This window comes from Vibrio sp. JCM 18905, from assembly GCF_055393305.1.
In genome coordinates, this window is sequence record NZ_AP043878.1 from 728976 (window position 1) to 748202 (window position 19227).

At 45.5% G+C, this 19227-nt stretch carries 19 protein-coding genes; 9 read left to right on the forward strand and 10 right to left on the reverse strand.

Translation table 11 applies throughout. The annotated features are described in order from the left end of the window. The first annotated feature begins 95 nt into the window (after positions 1-95). The gene (locus tag ACZ5ZC_RS03215; protein ID WP_464931769.1) at positions 96-2642 is read left to right on the forward strand and encodes a glycosyl hydrolase family 18 protein; all 2547 of its coding nucleotides are present in this window, start codon (positions 96-98) and stop codon (positions 2640-2642) included. A gap of 174 nt (positions 2643-2816) precedes the next feature. Here ACZ5ZC_RS03215 and ACZ5ZC_RS03220 read toward each other — a convergent pair whose 3' ends face one another. Continuing rightward, the gene (locus ACZ5ZC_RS03220; protein ID WP_054866739.1) at positions 2817-3674 is read right to left on the reverse strand and encodes an alpha/beta fold hydrolase; all 858 of its coding nucleotides are present in this window, start codon (positions 3672-3674) and stop codon (positions 2817-2819) included. A 130-nt stretch (positions 3675-3804) separates the two neighbouring features. Then, positions 3805-4395 (reverse strand): TetR/AcrR family transcriptional regulator, encoded by a 591-nt coding sequence (locus ACZ5ZC_RS03225; RefSeq protein WP_005392013.1) that lies wholly within the window; start codon positions 4393-4395, stop codon positions 3805-3807. A gap of 252 nt (positions 4396-4647) precedes the next feature. Here ACZ5ZC_RS03225 and ACZ5ZC_RS03230 point away from each other — a divergent pair, with 252 nt between their 5' ends. Beyond that, entirely contained in the window at positions 4648-5673 is a 1026-nt protein-coding gene (locus ACZ5ZC_RS03230; protein ID WP_464931770.1) for an acyltransferase, read from the forward strand. Between the two features lie 420 nt (positions 5674-6093). Beyond that, a complete protein-coding gene (gene nhaD / locus ACZ5ZC_RS03235; protein WP_005392020.1) occupies positions 6094-7524 on the forward strand; it encodes a sodium:proton antiporter NhaD in 1431 nt (476 codons plus the stop codon). A 37-nt stretch (positions 7525-7561) separates the two neighbouring features. On the opposite strand, the gene ACZ5ZC_RS03240 is transcribed toward nhaD, so the two are convergent. Then, positions 7562-7957, reverse strand: coding sequence for a GFA family protein (locus ACZ5ZC_RS03240; RefSeq protein WP_005392030.1), 396 nt, complete (start codon positions 7955-7957; stop codon positions 7562-7564). A gap of 201 nt (positions 7958-8158) precedes the next feature. Here ACZ5ZC_RS03240 and ACZ5ZC_RS03245 point away from each other — a divergent pair, with 201 nt between their 5' ends. Next, complete coding sequence (locus ACZ5ZC_RS03245; RefSeq protein WP_006740933.1) at positions 8159-8767, forward strand: DUF6198 family protein; 609 nt, start codon at positions 8159-8161, stop codon at positions 8765-8767. 79 nt (positions 8768-8846) lie between these two features. On the opposite strand, the gene ACZ5ZC_RS03250 is transcribed toward ACZ5ZC_RS03245, so the two are convergent. The 3 genes from ACZ5ZC_RS03250 to ACZ5ZC_RS03260 form a co-directional block, all read right to left on the reverse strand. Further along, entirely contained in the window at positions 8847-9665 is an 819-nt protein-coding gene (locus ACZ5ZC_RS03250) for a hypothetical protein (protein WP_464931771.1), read from the reverse strand. 100 nt (positions 9666-9765) lie between these two features. Next, complete coding sequence (locus ACZ5ZC_RS03255) at positions 9766-10248, reverse strand: methylated-DNA--[protein]-cysteine S-methyltransferase (RefSeq protein ID WP_053809318.1); 483 nt, start codon at positions 10246-10248, stop codon at positions 9766-9768. Continuing rightward, positions 10245-11612, reverse strand: coding sequence for an AlkA N-terminal domain-containing protein (locus ACZ5ZC_RS03260; protein WP_464931772.1), 1368 nt, complete (start codon positions 11610-11612; stop codon positions 10245-10247). The genes ACZ5ZC_RS03255 and ACZ5ZC_RS03260 overlap by 4 nt, the downstream gene beginning before the upstream one ends. 194 nt (positions 11613-11806) lie before the next feature. On the opposite strand from ACZ5ZC_RS03260, the gene ACZ5ZC_RS03265 reads away from it, so the two are divergent. The 3 genes from ACZ5ZC_RS03265 to ACZ5ZC_RS03275 all read left to right on the forward strand — a co-directional run bounded on the left by ACZ5ZC_RS03265 (position 11807) and on the right by ACZ5ZC_RS03275 (position 13486). Continuing rightward, positions 11807-12010 (forward strand): hypothetical protein, encoded by a 204-nt coding sequence (locus tag ACZ5ZC_RS03265; RefSeq protein WP_017633816.1) that lies wholly within the window; start codon positions 11807-11809, stop codon positions 12008-12010. A 327-nt stretch (positions 12011-12337) separates the two neighbouring features. Then, entirely contained in the window at positions 12338-12781 is a 444-nt protein-coding gene (locus ACZ5ZC_RS03270) for a DoxX family protein (RefSeq protein WP_006740929.1), read from the forward strand. 9 nt (positions 12782-12790) lie between these two features. Beyond that, complete coding sequence (locus ACZ5ZC_RS03275; protein WP_054866741.1) at positions 12791-13486, forward strand: pirin family protein; 696 nt, start codon at positions 12791-12793, stop codon at positions 13484-13486. Positions 13487-13567: 81 nt separating this feature from the next. Here the strand turns inward: ACZ5ZC_RS03275 and ACZ5ZC_RS03280 are convergent, their stop codons facing one another. Further along, positions 13568-14461 carry a LysR family transcriptional regulator gene (locus tag ACZ5ZC_RS03280; RefSeq protein WP_005374436.1) on the reverse strand — a complete coding sequence of 298 codons (894 nt, stop codon included), beginning with the start codon at positions 14459-14461 and terminating at the stop codon, positions 13568-13570. A gap of 148 nt (positions 14462-14609) precedes the next feature. Between ACZ5ZC_RS03280 and ACZ5ZC_RS03285 the strand changes: the two genes are divergently transcribed. Then, on the forward strand, positions 14610-14963 hold the full coding sequence (locus ACZ5ZC_RS03285; RefSeq protein ID WP_005392041.1) for a MaoP family protein: 354 nt from the start codon (positions 14610-14612) through the stop codon (positions 14961-14963). Between the two features lie 151 nt (positions 14964-15114). Here ACZ5ZC_RS03285 and ACZ5ZC_RS03290 read toward each other — a convergent pair whose 3' ends face one another. Further along, positions 15115-15366, reverse strand: a complete 252-nt coding sequence (locus ACZ5ZC_RS03290) for a DUF3081 domain-containing protein (protein WP_005392042.1) — start codon at positions 15364-15366, stop codon at positions 15115-15117. Positions 15367-15740: 374 nt separating this feature from the next. Here ACZ5ZC_RS03290 and nagB point away from each other — a divergent pair, with 374 nt between their 5' ends. After that, complete coding sequence (gene nagB / locus ACZ5ZC_RS03295) at positions 15741-16541, forward strand: glucosamine-6-phosphate deaminase (protein ID WP_006740926.1); 801 nt, start codon at positions 15741-15743, stop codon at positions 16539-16541. Between the two features lie 91 nt (positions 16542-16632). On the opposite strand, the gene ACZ5ZC_RS03300 is transcribed toward nagB, so the two are convergent. Further along, a complete protein-coding gene (locus tag ACZ5ZC_RS03300) occupies positions 16633-17499 on the reverse strand; it encodes a glycerol kinase (protein ID WP_124008201.1) in 867 nt (288 codons plus the stop codon). 157 nt (positions 17500-17656) lie between these two features. Then, a complete protein-coding gene (gltS, locus tag ACZ5ZC_RS03305) occupies positions 17657-18883 on the reverse strand; it encodes a sodium/glutamate symporter (protein ID WP_006740924.1) in 1227 nt (408 codons plus the stop codon). Positions 18884-19227 lie beyond the last annotated feature (344 nt).

Genomic DNA, 19227 nt, shown 5'->3' on the forward strand with positions numbered 1-19227 from the left:
GCTTTTGCACATGGAGTAAATCCAATCATCTTATCTGGTGCAAGAGCAGCCTATGTTCTAGGTAGAACATGAATCCAAGGATTGAGAGAGAAGTTATGATTCGATTTAACCTATGTGCAGCTGGCGTTGCTTTAGCACTATCAGGTGCTGCAGTTGCGGCTCCAACCGCGCCAAGTATCGATATGTACGGTTCCAACAACCTTCAGTTTTCTAAAATTGAACTCGCGATGGAAACCACGTCAGGCTACTACGACATGGTGAAATACCATGAGCAAGCGAAGATCACTGTTAAGTTTAACCAGTGGAGTGGCACGCCAGGTGATACTTACAACGTCTATTTTGATGGTGCAAAAGTAGCAACCGGCCCAATCACTGGTAGCCAAACAACAGCGACATTTGAATATGGTCAGGGCGGCCTATACCAAATGGAAATCGAGGCGTGTGATGCGACAGGTTGTGCGAAAAGCGCACCAGCTGAAATCACGATTGCAGATACCGATGGTTCTCACTTGAAGCCACTGACGATGAATGTTGATCCAAACAACAAAACGTACAATACCGATCCAAGCGTCGTGATGGGTACGTATTTTGTTGAGTGGGGCATCTATGGTCGTGACTACACGGTCGATAACATGCCAGTCGACAACTTGACTCACATCCTTTACGGTTTTATCCCAATTTGTGGCCCAAATGAGTCTGTGAAGTCTGTTGGCGGCAACAGCTTCAATGCACTACAAACCGCTTGTACAGGCGTGCCTGACTACGAAGTCGTGATCCACGACCCTTGGGCCGCTTATCAGAAGAGCTTCCCACAAGCTGGTCATGAATACAGCACACCTATCAAGGGTAACTACGCAATGCTAATGGCATTGAAACAACGTAACCCTGATCTAAAAATCATCCCATCTATCGGTGGCTGGACACTGTCTGACCCATTCTTCGATTTCGTGGACAAGAAAAACCGAGACACATTCGTCGCATCGGTTAAGAAGTTCCTGAAAACTTGGAAATTCTACGACGGTGTTGATATCGACTGGGAATTCCCTGGTGGTGGCGGTGCAGCCGCGGATAAGGGCGACCCTGTAAACGATGGCCCAGCTTACATCGCACTGATGCGCGAATTGCGCGTAATGCTTGATGAATTAGAAGCTGAGACAGGCCGTACTTACGAGCTAACGTCAGCTATCGGTGTCGGTTACGACAAGATTGAAGACGTAGACTATGCAGATGCGGTTCAATACATGGACTACATCTTCGCGATGACTTACGACTTCTATGGCGGTTGGAACAATGTTCCTGGTCACCAGACTGCGCTTTACTGTGGTTCATTCATGCGCCCTGGTCAGTGTGACGGTAGTGGCGTAGATGAGAACGGCGAACCGTACAAAGGTCCTGCTTACACAGCAGATAACGGCATCCAGCTTCTTCTTGCTCAAGGCGTTCCTGCGAACAAGCTAGTACTTGGTACAGCAATGTACGGTCGTGGCTGGGAAGGCGTAACTCCAGATACGCTAACCGATCCAAATGACCCAATGACAGGTACTGCTACAGGTAAACTGAAGGGCAGTACAGCGCAAGGTGTTTGGGAAGATGGCGTAATCGACTACAAAGGCATTAAGTCATTTATGCTAGGTGCCAACAACACTGGCATTAACGGTTTCGAGTACGGCTATGATGCACAAGCAGAAGCACCATGGGTGTGGAACCGCACAACGGGTGAGTTGATCACATTTGATGACCACCGCTCAGTGCTAGCAAAAGGTAACTACGCGAAGTCTCTAGGTCTTGCGGGTCTATTCTCTTGGGAAATCGACGCGGATAATGGTGACATTCTCAACGCAATGCACGAAGGTATGGCTGGCGGTGTAGTTCCTCAACCAAACCGTAAACCAACCGCAGCTGCTGGCGCAGATCAATCTGTAACTGGCCCTGCAAGTGTGGTTCTAGATGGTAGCCTATCGAAAGACTCTGACGGCACTATCGCAAGCTACGCTTGGGAGCAAGTCTCTGGTACTGCAGTGGTACTAGCAGGCGCCAACACTGCGAAAGCAAGCTTTGATGCAGCAGAAGTTACCGTTGAGGAGCAATTAACTTTCAAGCTAACGGTGACTGACAACGAAGGTGCGACAGCATCTGATCTCGTTGTGGTAACGGTGAAACCAGCAGGTGTGGTTGACCCTGTGAACACCGCGCCAGTAGCGCAAGTTGTTGCTCCAGCAACAGCAAACGCTGGTGACGTTGTGGTTGTAGATGCGTCAGTCTCTAGCGATGCAGACAACGATACTCTTACTTTCAACTGGACGCTGCCTCAAGGTTTGAACGCAACGGTTGAAGGTTCTAAAGTAACGTTCACTGCTGCTGAATACCCGCAAGACACTAGCCTAAGCTTTACCGTAAGTGTGAGCGACGGCAAAGCGTCTTCAACGGCAAGCGCAACTGTTGTTGTTGCACAGCATACAACCGATCCAAACCCTGGTACCTGTGACAACGCATGGGATGCAAGCGCAGTGTACACAGGCGGCAACCAAGTCACTCATGCAGGTAAAACTTGGGAAGCGAAATGGTGGACTCAGGGTGACGATCCTAGCCAATCTGGCGAATGGGGCGTTTGGAAAGAAGTTGGCGTAGCTAACTGTAACTAAGCCCAACCTTGCAGACTTTCTGTAAAGTTAACGATCAAAGGACAGCTTCGGCTGTCCTTTTTTGTTTTTATCTCATAACGAGAAAAGCGATACCATAGACGAAAAACAATCCGAGGTATTGATTTCAAATCGAATTAGCCCAAAACGGACCGAGCCAATTAGCAAGCATGAAGATTACCAAGCACGATCGAGTAAACGGTCAAAACTACTGAAGACTTGTCCACACTTCATCACTCGGCCATGGCCTTGACCTTGCGTTGTCACTAACTCAACATTTTCAATCTCTTCAGCGGCTTGTGCAGAAATACTGTACTTAGTGAACTTATCCTGCTCATCATGAACAATGATGGCTGGAGACGAGCGCTCAGCCAAACGCTTCAGCGGATCAATTGACTGTAATGGGTAACCAAATTGATCTTCAACTTCTGAAACCACAGCATTAAAAAGCTTCATCGAATAACCTGAACGCGCAATGCTACCGAATAGGTTCTCTACGTAATTCAATACCGGTGCAATAAGCAGTAAAGGCTTGTTTTCTAATTTGCTATGTCTGCACTCAAGAGCAGAAGCGGTGCCCATGCTGTGCCCAACTAGACCAACAATATCGTCTACCGTATCTAACACATCTTCTAACCCTTTGACAAAACCCGGAATGTGCCCATACTGCCCTTCACTCTCACCATGTGCTGGATGATCGTATGCCAAAGCGGTGAACCCTTTCGACGCAATATGTTCCATCAACGGATAAAACTGACTTGCGGTGCCAGACCAACCATGAGTTAGCACCCAAATAGGTCCAGAGCCCAAAGTGTAGGTTTTGATAATGCCTGCATGCCCTTTAATTTCACCCTTGGCAAGTCCTTGAGGTTCGGTGTTTTTAGGTGCTGAGCGAGCAGGTGTCAGGAGCAACTTACGCGCGGTATTCTTTGCATGGGAAGGGGCCAGCGTATGGTGTAAACGCGTACTGATGTTCACCAAACTGCGCTTAATACTGAAACGTTGCGATGTATTAAAGTAAATTTTTTCACTCATGATTATGTCCTTAACTATCAGCTTCGCACAAAAAATAGAACGGTCGTGCTTTTTATACTGATAAGAAAGAGCGAACTCAGCCGCTCTTTATGATTTTATGTCTACAAATCTGGAAAGCGAATAACTGGTATCAGCCTTTCCAGCGAGAAAATAAGTTGTCGATCCCTTGCCAAAACAGGCGCAAGCTTTCTTCCTCACCTTTAATTGAGTAAAAAACATGCGCACTCAAATAAAGACCGTATAAATCAAACGTTGCTTGGCGTGTATCTAAGTCTGCTGCAAATTCTTGCTTCTCTTTGCCTTTCGTTATTTGGATCTCCAAGTAGCTCAGCCAAGTGTCTATGGATTTACGCAGTCCGGCCTGAAGTGGGCAATCTTTATCTGCCGTGTCATTCCAAGCGTCTAGAAACATACAACTTCCTTGAAATGCGTGGTTCCAAGTCATCCAAGAGTCGAGCAACCCTCGAATTTTACGTTCGATATTGCCATCCCCTGCTTCACGAACAGGCTCAATAACTCGGGCGGCGAACACTTTATTGGCGTGCTCCAATACCGATAGTTGTAAATTCAACTTCGAATTGAAGTGGGCAAACAGACCACTTTTCGACATACCGCATTGCTTGGCTAACTCACCAATCGTAAGACTTTCTAATCCGTCTTCGCTGGCGATCTCAAAAGCCCGTTGCAGAATAAACTCTTTTGTCACTTTTCCTTTTTGCATAATCTTATTTTTAGCACGATCGTTCTTTTTTTCAATCTAGAGTTAACTGGTCTAACCATACATTAGTGTCATTTTCGACTCGCTAATCACGTATTGAGTTGGTTAATAGGTTAATAATTAAGAAGTTTGAAGTAAGTCTTAAATTTAAACACAGCTTCAGTGTAAGCGCGAGTCTGTTGACTTTTTCTCGCATTAATTCAGCCACAACCTGCTACTTTCACCTAAGTTTTTTTTATTTAGGTAAGTAATGTAATGGCAAAGAAACAAAAAATAGCCAGCTTAGAGTTTGCGCGTATTATTGCGATGTTTGCAATTATAGGATTGCACTGCCAGATGGCCCTGACATACTGGCAATGGGATGGAATACCGTGGGTTGGTTATATGCTCAACCAATTGGCTCGTTTTGCTGTGCCACTGTTTTTTCTCATTTCTGGTTATCTTATCCAGCCCAAGTTAAGCCGCGCACCTATCGAAACACTAAAAAACTACGCCAAACCACTGATGAAGGTTTGGCTCATTTGGAGCGTGATCAGTTTATTGATGCCATTCCAGTGGCAAACTGTCGCTGAGGCGGGGTATCTCGCCGAAAGGCAGGGCTACTGGGGCTACTTAATGTCGACCCCGTTCAATTCACTCGTCGAAGGCGGGCTCGTTCACCTGTGGTTTATTCCAGCTCTGGTCATTGCCGTTGCCTTAATTGCCTTCCTCGTGCATATCAATATGGCTCAATTGGTACTGCCAACCGCCGTATTGCTATACATATACGGCGTGTTTGCTGGCAGTTATTCGACCATTACCGATCTGCCAGCGCCTTTCTTTACTCGTAATGGGCCGTTTTTCAGTACTTTGCTGGTAACACTGGGTTATCTAGCACGAGAAGAACAGTGGCGATGGTCGCGAAACAATACGATTCGATGCATTCTTCTTGGTATGGCGCTGCATTTTGGTGAAGCTTATTGGCTAATGCAACACGAGGTCGCTTTTAATTCTCACGACTTCCTGTTTGGTACTGTTATCTGGGCCGTGGGTGTCTTCATGTGGCTCTTAGTCCACCCACATTTTGGCGATATGCCTTGGGTATTCAAACTATCTCCTAGCGTGTTAGGCATTTATGTTAGCCATCTGCTTGTGATAATTATTATGATGAATGTCGCTGGATTTATCGGGTTGCAACACCTCGCGAAAGACGCATTTATTTATCCTACAACGATTGTCGCAACCATACTGCTTGTGAAAGCAATTGAGGCTTCGCCGTTGAGAAAATGGCTGCTGCGCTAAATCCATTCAGCGCTCGATATAGCTAGCTCTAGCTCAAAAGGGTTAGAGCTAGCCAGTTAAAAATGAGATTTCTCTCTCACTGACCAATTTTTGACTTTCTAATCCTTCAGAATTTGCCGTCACTCACAAAAAACATTGTTCATTTCCTTTAAATTGGCTCGACTATTACAACATTGCTCATTAAACGGAGGCTGTATGTGGGCAGGTCAAGGACTCGTTCCTTTTTTAGAGATTAGCCATTGGTTAACTTACGGTTTGTATGCCGCTGTGGTTTTATTTGGCGCAGCAAGCATTGCGTCACTCAGAAAATAGTGGCGCACACTATCATTTCCTAACTCCTACTGTTAATTCGAGCTCTCTCACAACTAACTCATTAATTTGTGGCTAATATTTCTCCAACCAGACAAAGGAGAAATGTCTATGCCAATCTATCCAATTGTAGCTTTCTGCTGTTTGTTGTTCTCTAGCGCCACCTTTGCTGCCCCCACCAATGAACTGAACCTTGTTAATTCTGGTGTCGGTTACGCGGCTCTCATTATCTTTTCGATTGCTTACATACTGGTTATGTTGGAAGAGTATCTGAAAATGAGAAAATCCAAGCCTGTGCTGCTCGCAGCAGGGTTAATTTGGATTCTGATTGGCTACACCTTTGCTCAACACAACCAGCCAGAAATCGCCAAATCCGCACTAGAACACAACTTGTTGGAATACGCGGAACTGCTGCTGTTTTTGTTAGTAGCGATGACTTACATCAATGCTATGGAAGAGCGCAAACTCTTCGATGCCTTACAGGCGTGGATGGTCGGCAAAGGCTTTGGCTTCAAAAAGCTGTTTTGGCTGACGGGGTTTCTCGCCTTTATTATTTCACCGATTGCCGATAACTTAACCACAGCCCTCTTGATGTGCGCTGTGGTGATGAAAGTCTCTGGTGATAATCCTAGATTCGTGAATCTTGCCTGTATCAACATTGTTATCGCTGCCAACGCTGGCGGTGCATTCAGCCCATTTGGTGACATTACGACCCTGATGGTGTGGCAAGCCGGGCATGTCAGCTTTGCTGAATTCATCCCGTTATTCGTCCCGTCACTGGTGAACTATTTGGTTCCTGCGTTTTTGATGTCACTCTTTGTTCCAAACACCAAACCGAATACGATTCACCAACACGTAGAACTGAAACGCGGCGCGAGACGTATTGTCGCACTATTCATTCTGACGATTGCCACCGCAGTCTCTTTCCACGCTTTGCTGCACTTCCCACCAGTTATGGGCATGATGATGGGCTTGGCCTACTTACAATTTTTCGGCTACTTCTTACGCCAAACACTCAAACATTCCTTGGCAAAAAAAGCGGCCATGGCAATTGCCAATGGCGACGATCACGCATTAAAACGCTTAGGTTCAGTCGTTCCGTTTGACGTGTTCCACCGTGTATCTCGAGCAGAATGGGATACCTTGCTGTTCTTCTACGGCGTAGTGATGTGTGTCGGCGGTTTGAGCTTACTTGGCTATCTCGAACTGGTTTCAAACGTCATGTACAACCAATGGAATCCTGTCTGGGCCAACGTGATGGTTGGTGTTCTGTCTGCCATCGTCGATAACATTCCGGTTATGTTTGCTGTACTGACCATGGAACCAAGCATGTCGATGGGAAACTGGTTACTTGTCACATTGACTGCGGGTGTGGGGGGCAGCTTGCTTTCAATTGGCTCTGCTGCTGGTGTCGCATTAATGGGAGCCGCGCGTGGTCAATATACCTTCTTTGGCCACCTAAAATGGGCTCCCGTCATCGCCTTGGGTTATGCCGCCAGTATTGCGGTACACTTGTGGATGAATAGCGGTTTATTTACTTAAAAACACCTAGAATTAGTCACTTAACTTGCAATGCAACCTAACGGTCGGATGGATGGTTAACGCCATCCATCACTTCGATAGTTCCCAATTCATATGGGTTGACGCCCTCTAAACAGCCGACATTATAGCCGTACTCACTCGGGTCAGAGCGACGCTGATGGTGCGTATAAATACCACATTCGCCACAGAAAAAGTGCTTCGCTGTGCGAGTGTTAAATTGATACTGCTTCAAAACGTCTTCGCCTTGCACGATACGAATACCATTCAGAGGCACAGATGCCACAATCGCGCCGCGACGTCGACACATGGAGCAATCACATCGTCTCGGCTTCTCAATACCATTAGGTAATGCAAGTTCCAGCTCAACTTTTCCGCAGTGACAACTCAGTCGATGTAATGCGTTGATTTGGGTAGTGCCGACTTTCTTAATCATAACTTTTCCTTGTCGTTTTTCTACCTGTGTACATTATGTTAAACAGGCTAGCATCAGCACAATCTTGTCCAAAAACTCGACATTCATCACTTTTCGCGACATTTTATTGGCCGATTTGTTAGTTGCTGTTTTGGCAACTGTTTATCTCGCTGGATGGACGTGTTGTCTCCGGCGCGGTTTTTAAACCAAGGAAAAAATTTTATGGATAAAGATCATAGCCTAAGAGAGAACCTCTTGGCTCTGACGCTCGGCAGTGCGTTAGTGTCGCTTGGGGTAATATTTTTCAGCAAAGTAGGATTGCTCACCGGCGGTACGGCTGGTTTGGCGATCTTCCTTACCAAAGTGAGTGACTTCAGCTTTGGTCAGATATTTTTCGCTCTCAACCTCCCTTTTTATATTTTGTCTGTAATGCGCATGGGATGGCGCTTCACCATTAATACCTTCATTGCGGTCTCGATTGTTTCTTTTGCGGTCGATCATCTGCACCATGTGATTGAAATTTCACGAATCGAACCTTTCTATGCAGCACTTCTAGGTGGTGGGTTAATTGGAATAGGTATGTTGGTGATTTTCCGTCACAAGATGAGTTTAGGCGGTTTTAACATTCTAGCGTTGTACCTTCAGGAACGTTTTGGGATTCGAGCTGGTAAAGTTCAGATGGCGCTCGATTGTGCCATCGTAGTGATGTCGCTGTTCATTGTGGATGTGCACCTTATCGCTCTATCCGTCCTGGGTGCCGTGGCGACAAACTTGATTTTGGCGATGAACCATAAACCAGGACGATACCAGGCAAAAGCGCAAATAGCATAATCAACATCGTGTAATGAGTGAACTTACAAAATATGAGCCCCGAGCCATTCGCTCGGGGCTTTTTTATTCAACGTTGAGATCATGTCAACGAACTCGTTGTGCAGTATTGCTGCATCCCCACATCCACTCGAGCTTTATATTTCTGGCTAAGATGGAAGTGCACTTGCATCAGCAAATCATGCGCATGGAACAGCTCAAACGCGTCACCACCATTTTGCTGACAAATGGCTTCGCAGCGCTCGGCATGCTGCTTGGCTTGTCCGGCTTCACCCGCTTTGAGTAAACTCATCGCTAAGCGATACTCAGCACGTTCTTCTTGCATCCAACCACCCGCCACTTTCCAGTAATCCAACGCGAGCTTCGCCGCTTCTAGCATCCTCGATTTTTCCACATCCGTGCGCTCAGCCAGCGCTTCATACTGACACGCCAAGTTGTTTGCTGTGATTGCGATAGAGCGCGCTAGCGGCCCTTCAGCATCTTGTGGTGTCATACCTAGCGCGGCTTTCTCCAGCCATTGGCTCGCCAGTTCAAGCTGAGCAAGCGCAGAAAGTTCATTCGAAATCAGAGCGTAAACTCGGCGTTGGTCTTGCTCTTCCAATAATTCCATATTGTCAGTGCCATCTACGAAGTAGCGCGCAACGGCAATACTGCGTTGCAATGCCGAACTCTCGGCAACCTTGCGTTCATCAAAGCGCTCTAAACAAGCAAGAAACGGTTCTGGACGCTGGAGGTGCCCAATCGCGGTGTGCAGCATCAATGCGAATATTCGCTCGATGTGGCTAACGTTTTCCACCTCACTCAGAGCCGTTTCCAATTGAGCATAAGTTTGTTCGGGCTGTGCTTCGTGATGCTGCCAACACTCACTCATGAATGCATCAAAATCCGTTTTGAAAGGCATGTCCTTATTATCCTTTTTCTATTCGTATAACGAATATGAAACTCTACACTATCGTTTCCCCTGTGAAGCACGCTTAATCACAATATGAGAATCGCCTCACTTAAAGTGGTGTACCTTGCTCCAACGCAAGTAAACGTTGCTTGCGCTCTACTCCACCAGCATACCCTGTCAATTTACCGCTTTTGCCAATAACGCGATGACAAGGCACCACGATAGAAATAGGATTTTTGCCGTTTGCCAACCCAACAGCGCGCACAGCTTTAGGGTTGCCAATCGCGTTGGCGAGATCTTGATAGCTCCACGTTTCGCCGTATGGAATGGTCGTTAGTGCCTGCCAAACTCGATTTTGAAAATCCGTTCCTGTAGCCGACAAAGGCAGATCAAATTCATTGCGTAGGCCAGAAAAATATTCATTCAACTGGGTAACAGCTTGGCACAAAACTGGGTGTTGATCGTCTCGCGCTCCCAGTTCACTCGGCTTAGTGGTGCATGTTTCAAACCAAATGCCAAGCAAGCCCTCAGCGTTAGATTGGATGGTCACCGTTCCTAATAGGCTCGGCATTTCGGTATAAAATGTTTTCATGATTGATTCCATAAGTGAAACGTTGCGTAGCTTCCCCAAGGGGCCGCAGTGTGCGTATTCAGTGATGGGTAACGCTGCATCGCCTTTTTCACCACTAAGTCTTTATCTAAAAAGCAATCGGGTTGAGATTGCCCTCGCAGTTGAGCATAACTGACTGTCCAAGGTCCAATGCCTTTCAAAGCTAGCCACTGCTGGGGGTCGGCTTCTGAGTTGTCCTGCATGAACTGGGCGAAGCGCACTAGCGTCTCTTTACGGCTTTGCGGCATGCGCAAAAAGCTCACGTCGGTATTCGCTATCGCATCTGGTGTCGGGAAAAAGCGTTTTTCTGACTCTCCACTAAGTGTGGTCACCAATAAGTTAAGTTGACCAATCGCCGCTTTAACCGACACTTGTTGGCCTAAAATCGCTCGAACTCCGGCCTCCCATCCATTCCATACACCAGGAATCCGAATACCTTTACTCGACACAAGCCCTGGTGCGACATAATCCAAATGCTGCTCGACAGTACAAATATCGGCGTCGAGATCGAACATACGACGAATGTCAGACACCAAGTTTTGCAGCTTCGTTACGTCTTCAATTTCAAACGCTAGCTCTAGGTACCCTTCACCTTTGGTTGCTTTAAACCACGCTTTACTGGTATCCAGACAAACGTTGCGCTGATAACTCTCATCACTCACCAGCTCAACCCCCTCAATCGCTCGTAAACGGTAAAAGTTCAACATGTGCTGCCAATTCAATTCACCTCGATAAGGCAAGGCAATTCGATTGCTACCCATACCGTCAAACTCTTTGCGACGGACTTGAGAAGGCGTCAGCTTGAGAAACTTTTGGAAAGCATCGTTAAAACGGCGCGTACTGTTAAAACCAGACGCAAACCCTACCTCGGTGACCGACATAGAACTGGAATGAAGCAACTGTTTGGCGAACATTAATTGTTGATATTGCGCATACTGCTTGGGTGACATGCCTAGATACTGCTCAAACAACATACGTAAGTAGCGATCCGAAATCCCAACACGCTCTGCTAGCTCAGACACCGAGTGGTGATGCAGTTCCCCTCGGTCAATTAACGAAATCGCTCGTTGAAAGGTCGTTTCTACGCCTTTCCATGCCCAAGAACCCGGCGCGCTATCAGGTCGACAGCGCAAGCAAGGACGGTACCCCGCTTGGAGAGCTTGCGCTTTATCGGTGAAGTACTCTACATTTTCTTCTTTAGGTAAATTAGCCGGACAAATTGGGCGACAAAAGATCCCCGTTGTTTTCACTGCCACATAAAATCGCCCATCAAAACGGCTGTCTCGCGCGACTCGCGCCTTATGACACTGCTCGAAAGTCAGTGAGGTATGGGGGTGAATAAACATAGTGCTTTCCTTGCTCATGCCTTTTGTCATTTATTGTTCATAGGCATCGTTCAATATAGTGTTATTGTAGCTTGCTTAAGCGCCTACCATTAGCCATTTTCGGAACTCAATATTGAGATTTATTGGCATTAGCGCTTTTGTACACTAAAGTTAGATTCAGAACATCACAACAACGTCGGCTAAAGGGAATTGGCATGGACTTACACACTTGCGTAATTGTACTAAGAAACCAAAAGGTTATTACCAGTAAATCCGTAGATCATTCAATTGGAATTATCGAACGAGACTCAGATAACGAGATCTCAGAAATTCAAATTAATGCCACGGATGGACGTAATATTCGAACCTATCACTACAACAATGTAGAGGAGTCACTAGAGAGCTTAATGAACCTCTGACGGTTTTCTTTAACACACCTTTCTCCCTTGTTAATAGCGAAAGCAATAGAGCACAGCAACCTGTGCTCTTTTTTTTGTTTAACAGCAAAAATGTTTATCGAAAATAATGATGGAACCTGATTTAAAACACGACAAAACTGGCATAAAAAAACTCATAAAAAACACTCAAGCAACTGATTAAAAATAACAAAAATCCATTATTCAATTTTTTAGAACGAGTTTATCAAAATACTCCCGTTATTTTTATTCTCACCGCCACCTAAACTGTTCTCAACAGCACGGGAGTACACGCTTCCCACTCATTGAAAAGAGTCAGAGGACAGAATCATGAAAGCACTATTACAGAAAATCACCACTTCAAACGCAGGTTACAGCGCACTATCACTTCGCATTCCAATCGGCATTATCTTTATGGCGCACGGCGCACAAAAACTGTTTGGTTGGTTTGGTGGCTATGGGTTAGAAGGTACAGGTCAGTGGATGGCATCCATCGGTTTAGGTCCTGGCGTGCTAATGGCATTCCTTGCTGGCAGCGCAGAGTTCTTTGGCGGCTTGTTCATCTTGCTTGGCCTGCTAACTCGCCCAGCAGCCGTTGCTTTAGCGTTCACGATGGTGGTAGCGATATTCTCCGTCCACTTTGAAAACGGTTTGTTCATGGCAAACAACGGTTACGAGTTTGGCTTAGCTTTACTGGCAGCAAGTGTTTCACTGGCGTTTTCTGGCGCAGGTAAAGCAGCATTAGATAACTTCTTAAACAAAAAGCTCTCTTAAGGAGGCTCTATGATTACGGTAAGACATGCAGCAGACCGAGGTCGAGCAAACTTTGGCTGGCTTGATAGCAAACATACGTTTTCTTTCGGTAGCTATTACGATCCACAACATATGGGCTTTTCTGAGCTGAGAGTCATTAATGACGATGTAGTCCAACCTGGCGCAGGTTTTGATACACATGGCCATCGTGATATGGAGATCATCAGCTATGTGCTGGAAGGTGTTATCGCGCACAAAGACAGCGAAGGTAACGTGAAAACATTACCCGCCGGGGAATTCCAACTCATGTCGGCAGGGAAAGGGATTTACCACAGTGAGTACAATGCGTCGAACCGCGACACGCTGCGCTTTCTACAAATTTGGATTCAGCCAAATACATTTGGAACCAAACCAGGTTATCAGCAAAAAGACTTTGGTCGCACGCCTGGATTAACAACTATCGCGACTCCAACAGGAGAAAACGGTACGCTACTTATTAAGCAAGATGCCACATTACATCAGTTAATTCTTGAACCAAATAGCGAACTTAACTTTGAGATAGAATCGGGTAGAAACTTATTCGTTCACCAAGTAACGGGAAGCCTTAGCATCGACAATACCACCTTGACGGCGGGCGACGGCGCGAAGGTCGAACAGCAAAGTAAGGTTGTTTTACGCAATACATCAAACGAGAGCACAACCGCCCTGCTATTTGACTTGCCATAACTATCGATTCATCGAGATAAAAAGAAAGCCGCCTGGATTTTCCAAGGCGGCTTTTTAATTTCTCTGACTTTTCACTCAACGCTATTCGTCGGAAGTGCCGGAACCAATTTGCTGAAAACTGTAAGCCGTCAGTGGATCAATCTCTTTGACAATTTCTTCCACTTGCTTAATCGCGTCTACAGACGAGCTAGCTTTACGATAGCTCAAATAGATAGGGCGACACCAATCTTCTACGCCAGACACCTTGTGAAGCTGCCCGTTGGCGATAAAGGGCTCTACCAGAGAGATGGGTAAGTAAGCGGCACCGCCCTTCTCTAAAATAAAGTCCAATGCTATACGCGCTGTTGAGGTGCGCAGATACGGAGCCGGGATCTTAGGGTGACGCTCAGAATGTTCTGATGAGAAGCGCGTTCCCCAATCCACATACACGTATTTGTTTTCAAAAACGGTGTCTAAAGAGTCTTTCTCAGTCGATACCAGAACGAGAACAACATCAGCCACTTTTTTGCAGTTAAGCTCATCAGCTTTGATTTGGTCGAACGCAAATGCCATATCTAACGTGCGCTCTAGCAAGCTGCGACTGAGCATTTCCCGCCCCATCACTTCTGCCATGAAGCCATAGCCTCCAAATGAATCCGTGACGACACTTAAACAGTTCTGCAAGTAGGCGTCCCAAATATTTGGCGTACCGCCTAACGTTAATTGCAGCGCTTTGCCATCTTCAAGCGATAACTCTAGCTTCGCTTGTTGCAATGTGGTGACCATCACCTCTGCATAACTGATTAAGCGCTCACCTGCAGAGGTCAACTTTATGTTATTTCGATCACGAATAAACAATTGCGTATCGAAGTAACTTTCCAATTGTTTGATACGTGCGCTCACTGCAGCTTGGGTAATATAAAGATTCTCAGCGGCGCGTCCGAAGTGACGAACCCTTGCCAGCTCTAAAAATGTTCGAAAGACTTTTACATCCATAAACCATCTCCTGGTTAATATAAAACCAGATTAACAACTAATTAAAATCATGACGACAAAAAAGTTTTGTTTTTCTTTTGTTAGCTTTACGCCTAATTTTCGCCGTAGTTCACTACATTCATCAATAACGGTTACAGAGGCTGTTGACATGTCTGACACTGAATTCCGTCATGGCAAAAAACGTTTTTACGACAACGTAAAATTCCCACGCGGCTTTGCAAAGTCTGGCGATTTTACTCTCTCGGAAGAGGAAATCCTAACAATTTATGGGGATACTATGCTTGGCTTAGAGTCAGGCGAATTAACACCTGAAAATAGCGAAGAGAAACACTTCATCAAGGTGCTAGAAAACCCAGGCAAAGCAAAAACAAAACTTGAGCGTACGTGGCTAAAGTACACCCAACTTGCTCGTGGTCGCAAGCGCTTCCACACGCTAAATGGTCGTAATAAGCCTGACGCGACAGAAGATTACATTGAAGAGAGTTTGGTCGAAGACGATTAATAACCAAATAAACTAATTCTCGCCTTTTTCTAGCAGTAGGCAGTAGGCGAAAGCTCGTTTGGTTTGACTGAGCGAGCAAAACAAGCTCGTTTCTTCTCCTAAAGCCCAAGGGCGCGTTCTCCCAAGGGCTTTTTTAGTATTTAGTGCTAGTCTACTTGGCAAGCATCGCGATCTTTTTCAAAAAGCTCTCTTTCAAGTGCTCTTGGTCGTACTCCAATTGATAGGTATTGTGGAAGCCAACCTTTAGCTCAACACCATTCCCTCGTAAGAAAACGTTGTACCCGTCGTAATCGGAAAACGCTTCTACACCTTCATACATTTTGCCAAATTCGGTTGGTGTACCGTTGTTCATCACACATTCGTAAGCCTGTAGTACTTTGCTCGGATCTAACTCATTTTTCATACCGAATTCCTCACTGGTTTACACATTTCAATTATGGTTAAGGAATGAGCGTCGTGCCATGTCCATCCCATAATATTTGAAGTTCGTGTGCGGTTTCACACTCTGTAGGTTGTTAAAAAACAAGGTTAAGTGCGAAGACAGAACTTAATTTATATCATAAATTTTATCTATCAATTCGTCAGTTTCATAATGCAATTTCTTTGTAAAAAATCGGCTTATAAAAGCATTTAGATATAAAAACAGTCGATAAAATCAACACTGGTTAAAGAAAAAGCAAAATTTTGACCTAAAACAATAGCAGTTCGTCATTACTTATTTTATAATGCGAATTAATGTTTCGGTACATCGTAAATTCCAATAACTAGGGGCACAAAATGAGACTTATCCCGTTAACTCGAGCAGCACAAGTAGGTAAGTGGGCAGCTGCGCATATCGCTAAGCGTATCAACGACTTTAAACCTACTGCTGAGCGTCCATTCGTTCTGGGTCTACCAACTGGTGGCACTCCTCTAGCAACCTACAAAGCCTTAATCGAGCTTTACCAAGCCGGCGAAGTGAGCTTCAAAAACGTCGTGACTTTCAACATGGATGAGTACATTGGCATCCCTGCGGATCACCCAGAGTCTTACCGCTCGTTCATGTACAACAACTTCTTTAATCACATTGATATCCAAGAAGAAAACATCAACCTACTGAACGGTAACACTGACGATCACGACGCAGAATGTAAGCGTTACGAAGACAAAATTAAGTCTTACGGCAAGATCAACCTGTTCATGGGCGGCGTGGGTAACGACGGTCACATCGCGTTCAACGAGCCAGCGTCATCTCTATCTTCTCGTACTCGCATCAAAACACTGACTGAAGACACTCGCATTGCGAACTCTCGCTTCTTTGACGGCGATATCAACCAAGTGCCTAAATACGCACTGACTATCGGTGTGGGTACACTGCTAGACGCAGAAGAAGTGATGATTCTGGTAACAGGTCATAACAAAGCTCAAGCACTTGAAGCAGCAGTAGAAGGTTGTGTAAACCACCTATGGACGGTTTCTGCACTTCAACTTCACCCTAAAGCAGTGATCGTATGTGACGAGCCAGCTCAACAAGAACTGAAAGTGAAGACTGTGAAGTACTTCTCGGAGCTAGAAGCGGAAAACATCAAAGGTTTTTAATCCATAGGATGACAGCCTAGATGCACGCTAAAAATACGAAACCCGTGATTGATCACGGGTTTTTTCTTATCTGAACAGCGGGCTTAAGTCGTTAATAAGCTTTAATACCAAACTGACGAAGACGCTTAGGCAGCACTTCATCTAACTTGTCTAGTTCACTCGGTTCGACTTCGATAAGGTTAAAATGATGCTGCTCATAAACAGTACGAATGGTCTCACGGTCAGCCTCAGCCATCTCCCCAGTATCACTTCCCCAAAACTGTAAATAGACTTTACCGCCTGGCAAATAAAAATCACTGGTGACATCTTGGTCAATCGGCAGCTGACGTTCATAAGCGTGCACCACACCAGCCAAGTACAGCCAGTTGTCGATGAGCAACTCCCCCTTAGAGCGCACGTAATGCCCATCTAATGTTCGGTGTTTGGCTTCAAACTTTTGGCGAAAGCTTGAGTAAGATTTATCCGTGGAGTGTGACTCCGCATCTTGCCCTAAAAATTCAATGACAGACTGCTTAAGACGCTTATTACGCAGCACCACATCGTGCCATACGACAAAGGTATTTTGTGTCTCTTTATCGGTTCTTTGCTGGCCACCAGCGCGTATACCAGCTTCAGTGACACTCCAACCTTCTTCAGATTTGGCGATCCACCCCAACTCACTCAACAGTTGGTTCATGCGCTTCGCATTCAGTTTCAGCTTTTCACCCAGCAGCGTGGCGCTTAATGTTTTCCCTGAGCTGGAAGTCAGCTCAATATGTAAATTGGTCGGCCAGACGATGAACTGGCCAAATTTAGGGTGATCCACATACTCGCCGCCAAACTTGGCGCCTTCTTCCGTCAGAATCCATTTTTCGTCTTGGCGAACAATGTAGCCAGCACGTTTGAGATCGGCAAACAACAGCTTGGCTTCAACCTTGCGCATTTTAGCTAATGCCGACGTCGATATTTTTTCAGACATGTGGGTACCTCATGCTGCTGTAAAACTGAACACTATGTCATCATAGTAACGTATTGATTTCACGGCTTGAAGTCAGAGAAACAAGATTTCGTGTTACAAATAACAAAGCCAATCTCAAGGGACTGGCTTTGTTATGTTAAGTTGAAAGAAGCGGGGGCTATTTAATAAAAGCAATGCAGCCTTGCAAAATCACTAAGTTCACAATGTCGATGAAGAATGCACCGACAATTGGTACCACCATAAATGCTTGTGGTGATGGACCATAACGACTCACGATAGAGCCCATATTCATGACCGCAGTCGGTGTGGCACCTAAACCGAAACCACAATGTCCACTGGCGATCACCGCGGCATCGTAATTACTGCCCATCATGCGGAATGTTACGTAATAAGTGAACACCGCTAGTACGGCAGACTGAATAGCAAGAATAATAAGGAATGGGATCGCAAGATCAAAGATATTCCACAATTTCAAGCTCATCAGAGCCATGGCAAGGAACAGCGATAGCGAAACCGTACCAAGAATATCAACGGTTTCTAAATCAACCTTGCGCACCTTGGTCACTTCCATGATATTGGTGATGACAACACCAATAAACAGCGCATAAACAAAATCTGGGATCATCAACCACTTGATGCCAAAACTGCTCACCCAACTCTCCAGATAGCTCGCGCCTGTCACGCAAAGCAAAATAATGGATAAGCTTTCTACAACTCTTTTCGCCGTGACACGATCTTCTTCATGTTCGTTATAGGTCACCAATTCAGGGAAACTCTGATGGCTTTGGTTGGTGCGTCCGTATTCCGATTCTAAGTTGTGCTTGTTGAGTAACTTTTGCGCGACAGGGCTGCCAATAATCCCGCCCATGACCAAGCCAAACGTAGCAGAAGCCATCGCCACTTCTAGGACATTGTGCAAACCATACATTTCTTGAAAAGTTTGCGACCACGCCGCACCAGTTCCATGTCCGCCAGAAAGCGTAATAGAGCCGGCGATCAACCCCATGAGTGGATCTAACCCCAATGCGGTAGCTAAGGATACGCCGACCGCATTTTGGATAAGAATGTAGACCGATGCCACAACAAGGAAGATGAAAACCTTCGCACCGCCTTTAATAAGTTGGGTGTAATTCGCGGCTAAGCCAACCGTCGCAAAAAACATCAGCATAAAGGTGTTTTGCAGTGGCAAATCAAATGATACATCCACACCATTTAAGTGCATCGTCGTGATCACGCAAGCCACGACTAGACCACCAACAATTGGCTCTGGGATATTGAATTTCTTTAAGGTTGGTAATTTGGTGTTAATGAACTGCCCTAAAAATAACACGCAAATTGCGACGAGAAACGACTCTTGTGGGCCGATAGATATTACCTGATTCATGAGACCTCTTTACTCTCCTCTTTCTCATTCATTGAGCAAGCGCTCACGTGAGATAGGTGCCTAAGTCAATCAGATTGCCTCTCGAACCTTTTGTTTTCTAGGGTGTATTTACCACAAATTCTCATCAAGTAAGAAATGGATGCACCCAAAATCCCACTGATTATCATTATATGAGAATACCAATACCAAGCTGGTGGTAAATACCTTGATTGGATTAGAAAAATAACACTTCTCAACTTATGAGAAGTGTCTAATTTATGTTCACAATAAAGTCTTCAAAATAGCTATCACATAGGTAGATATTTAGGGAAAGCGAAGGCTGGAACATACGCTTAATTTTAAAT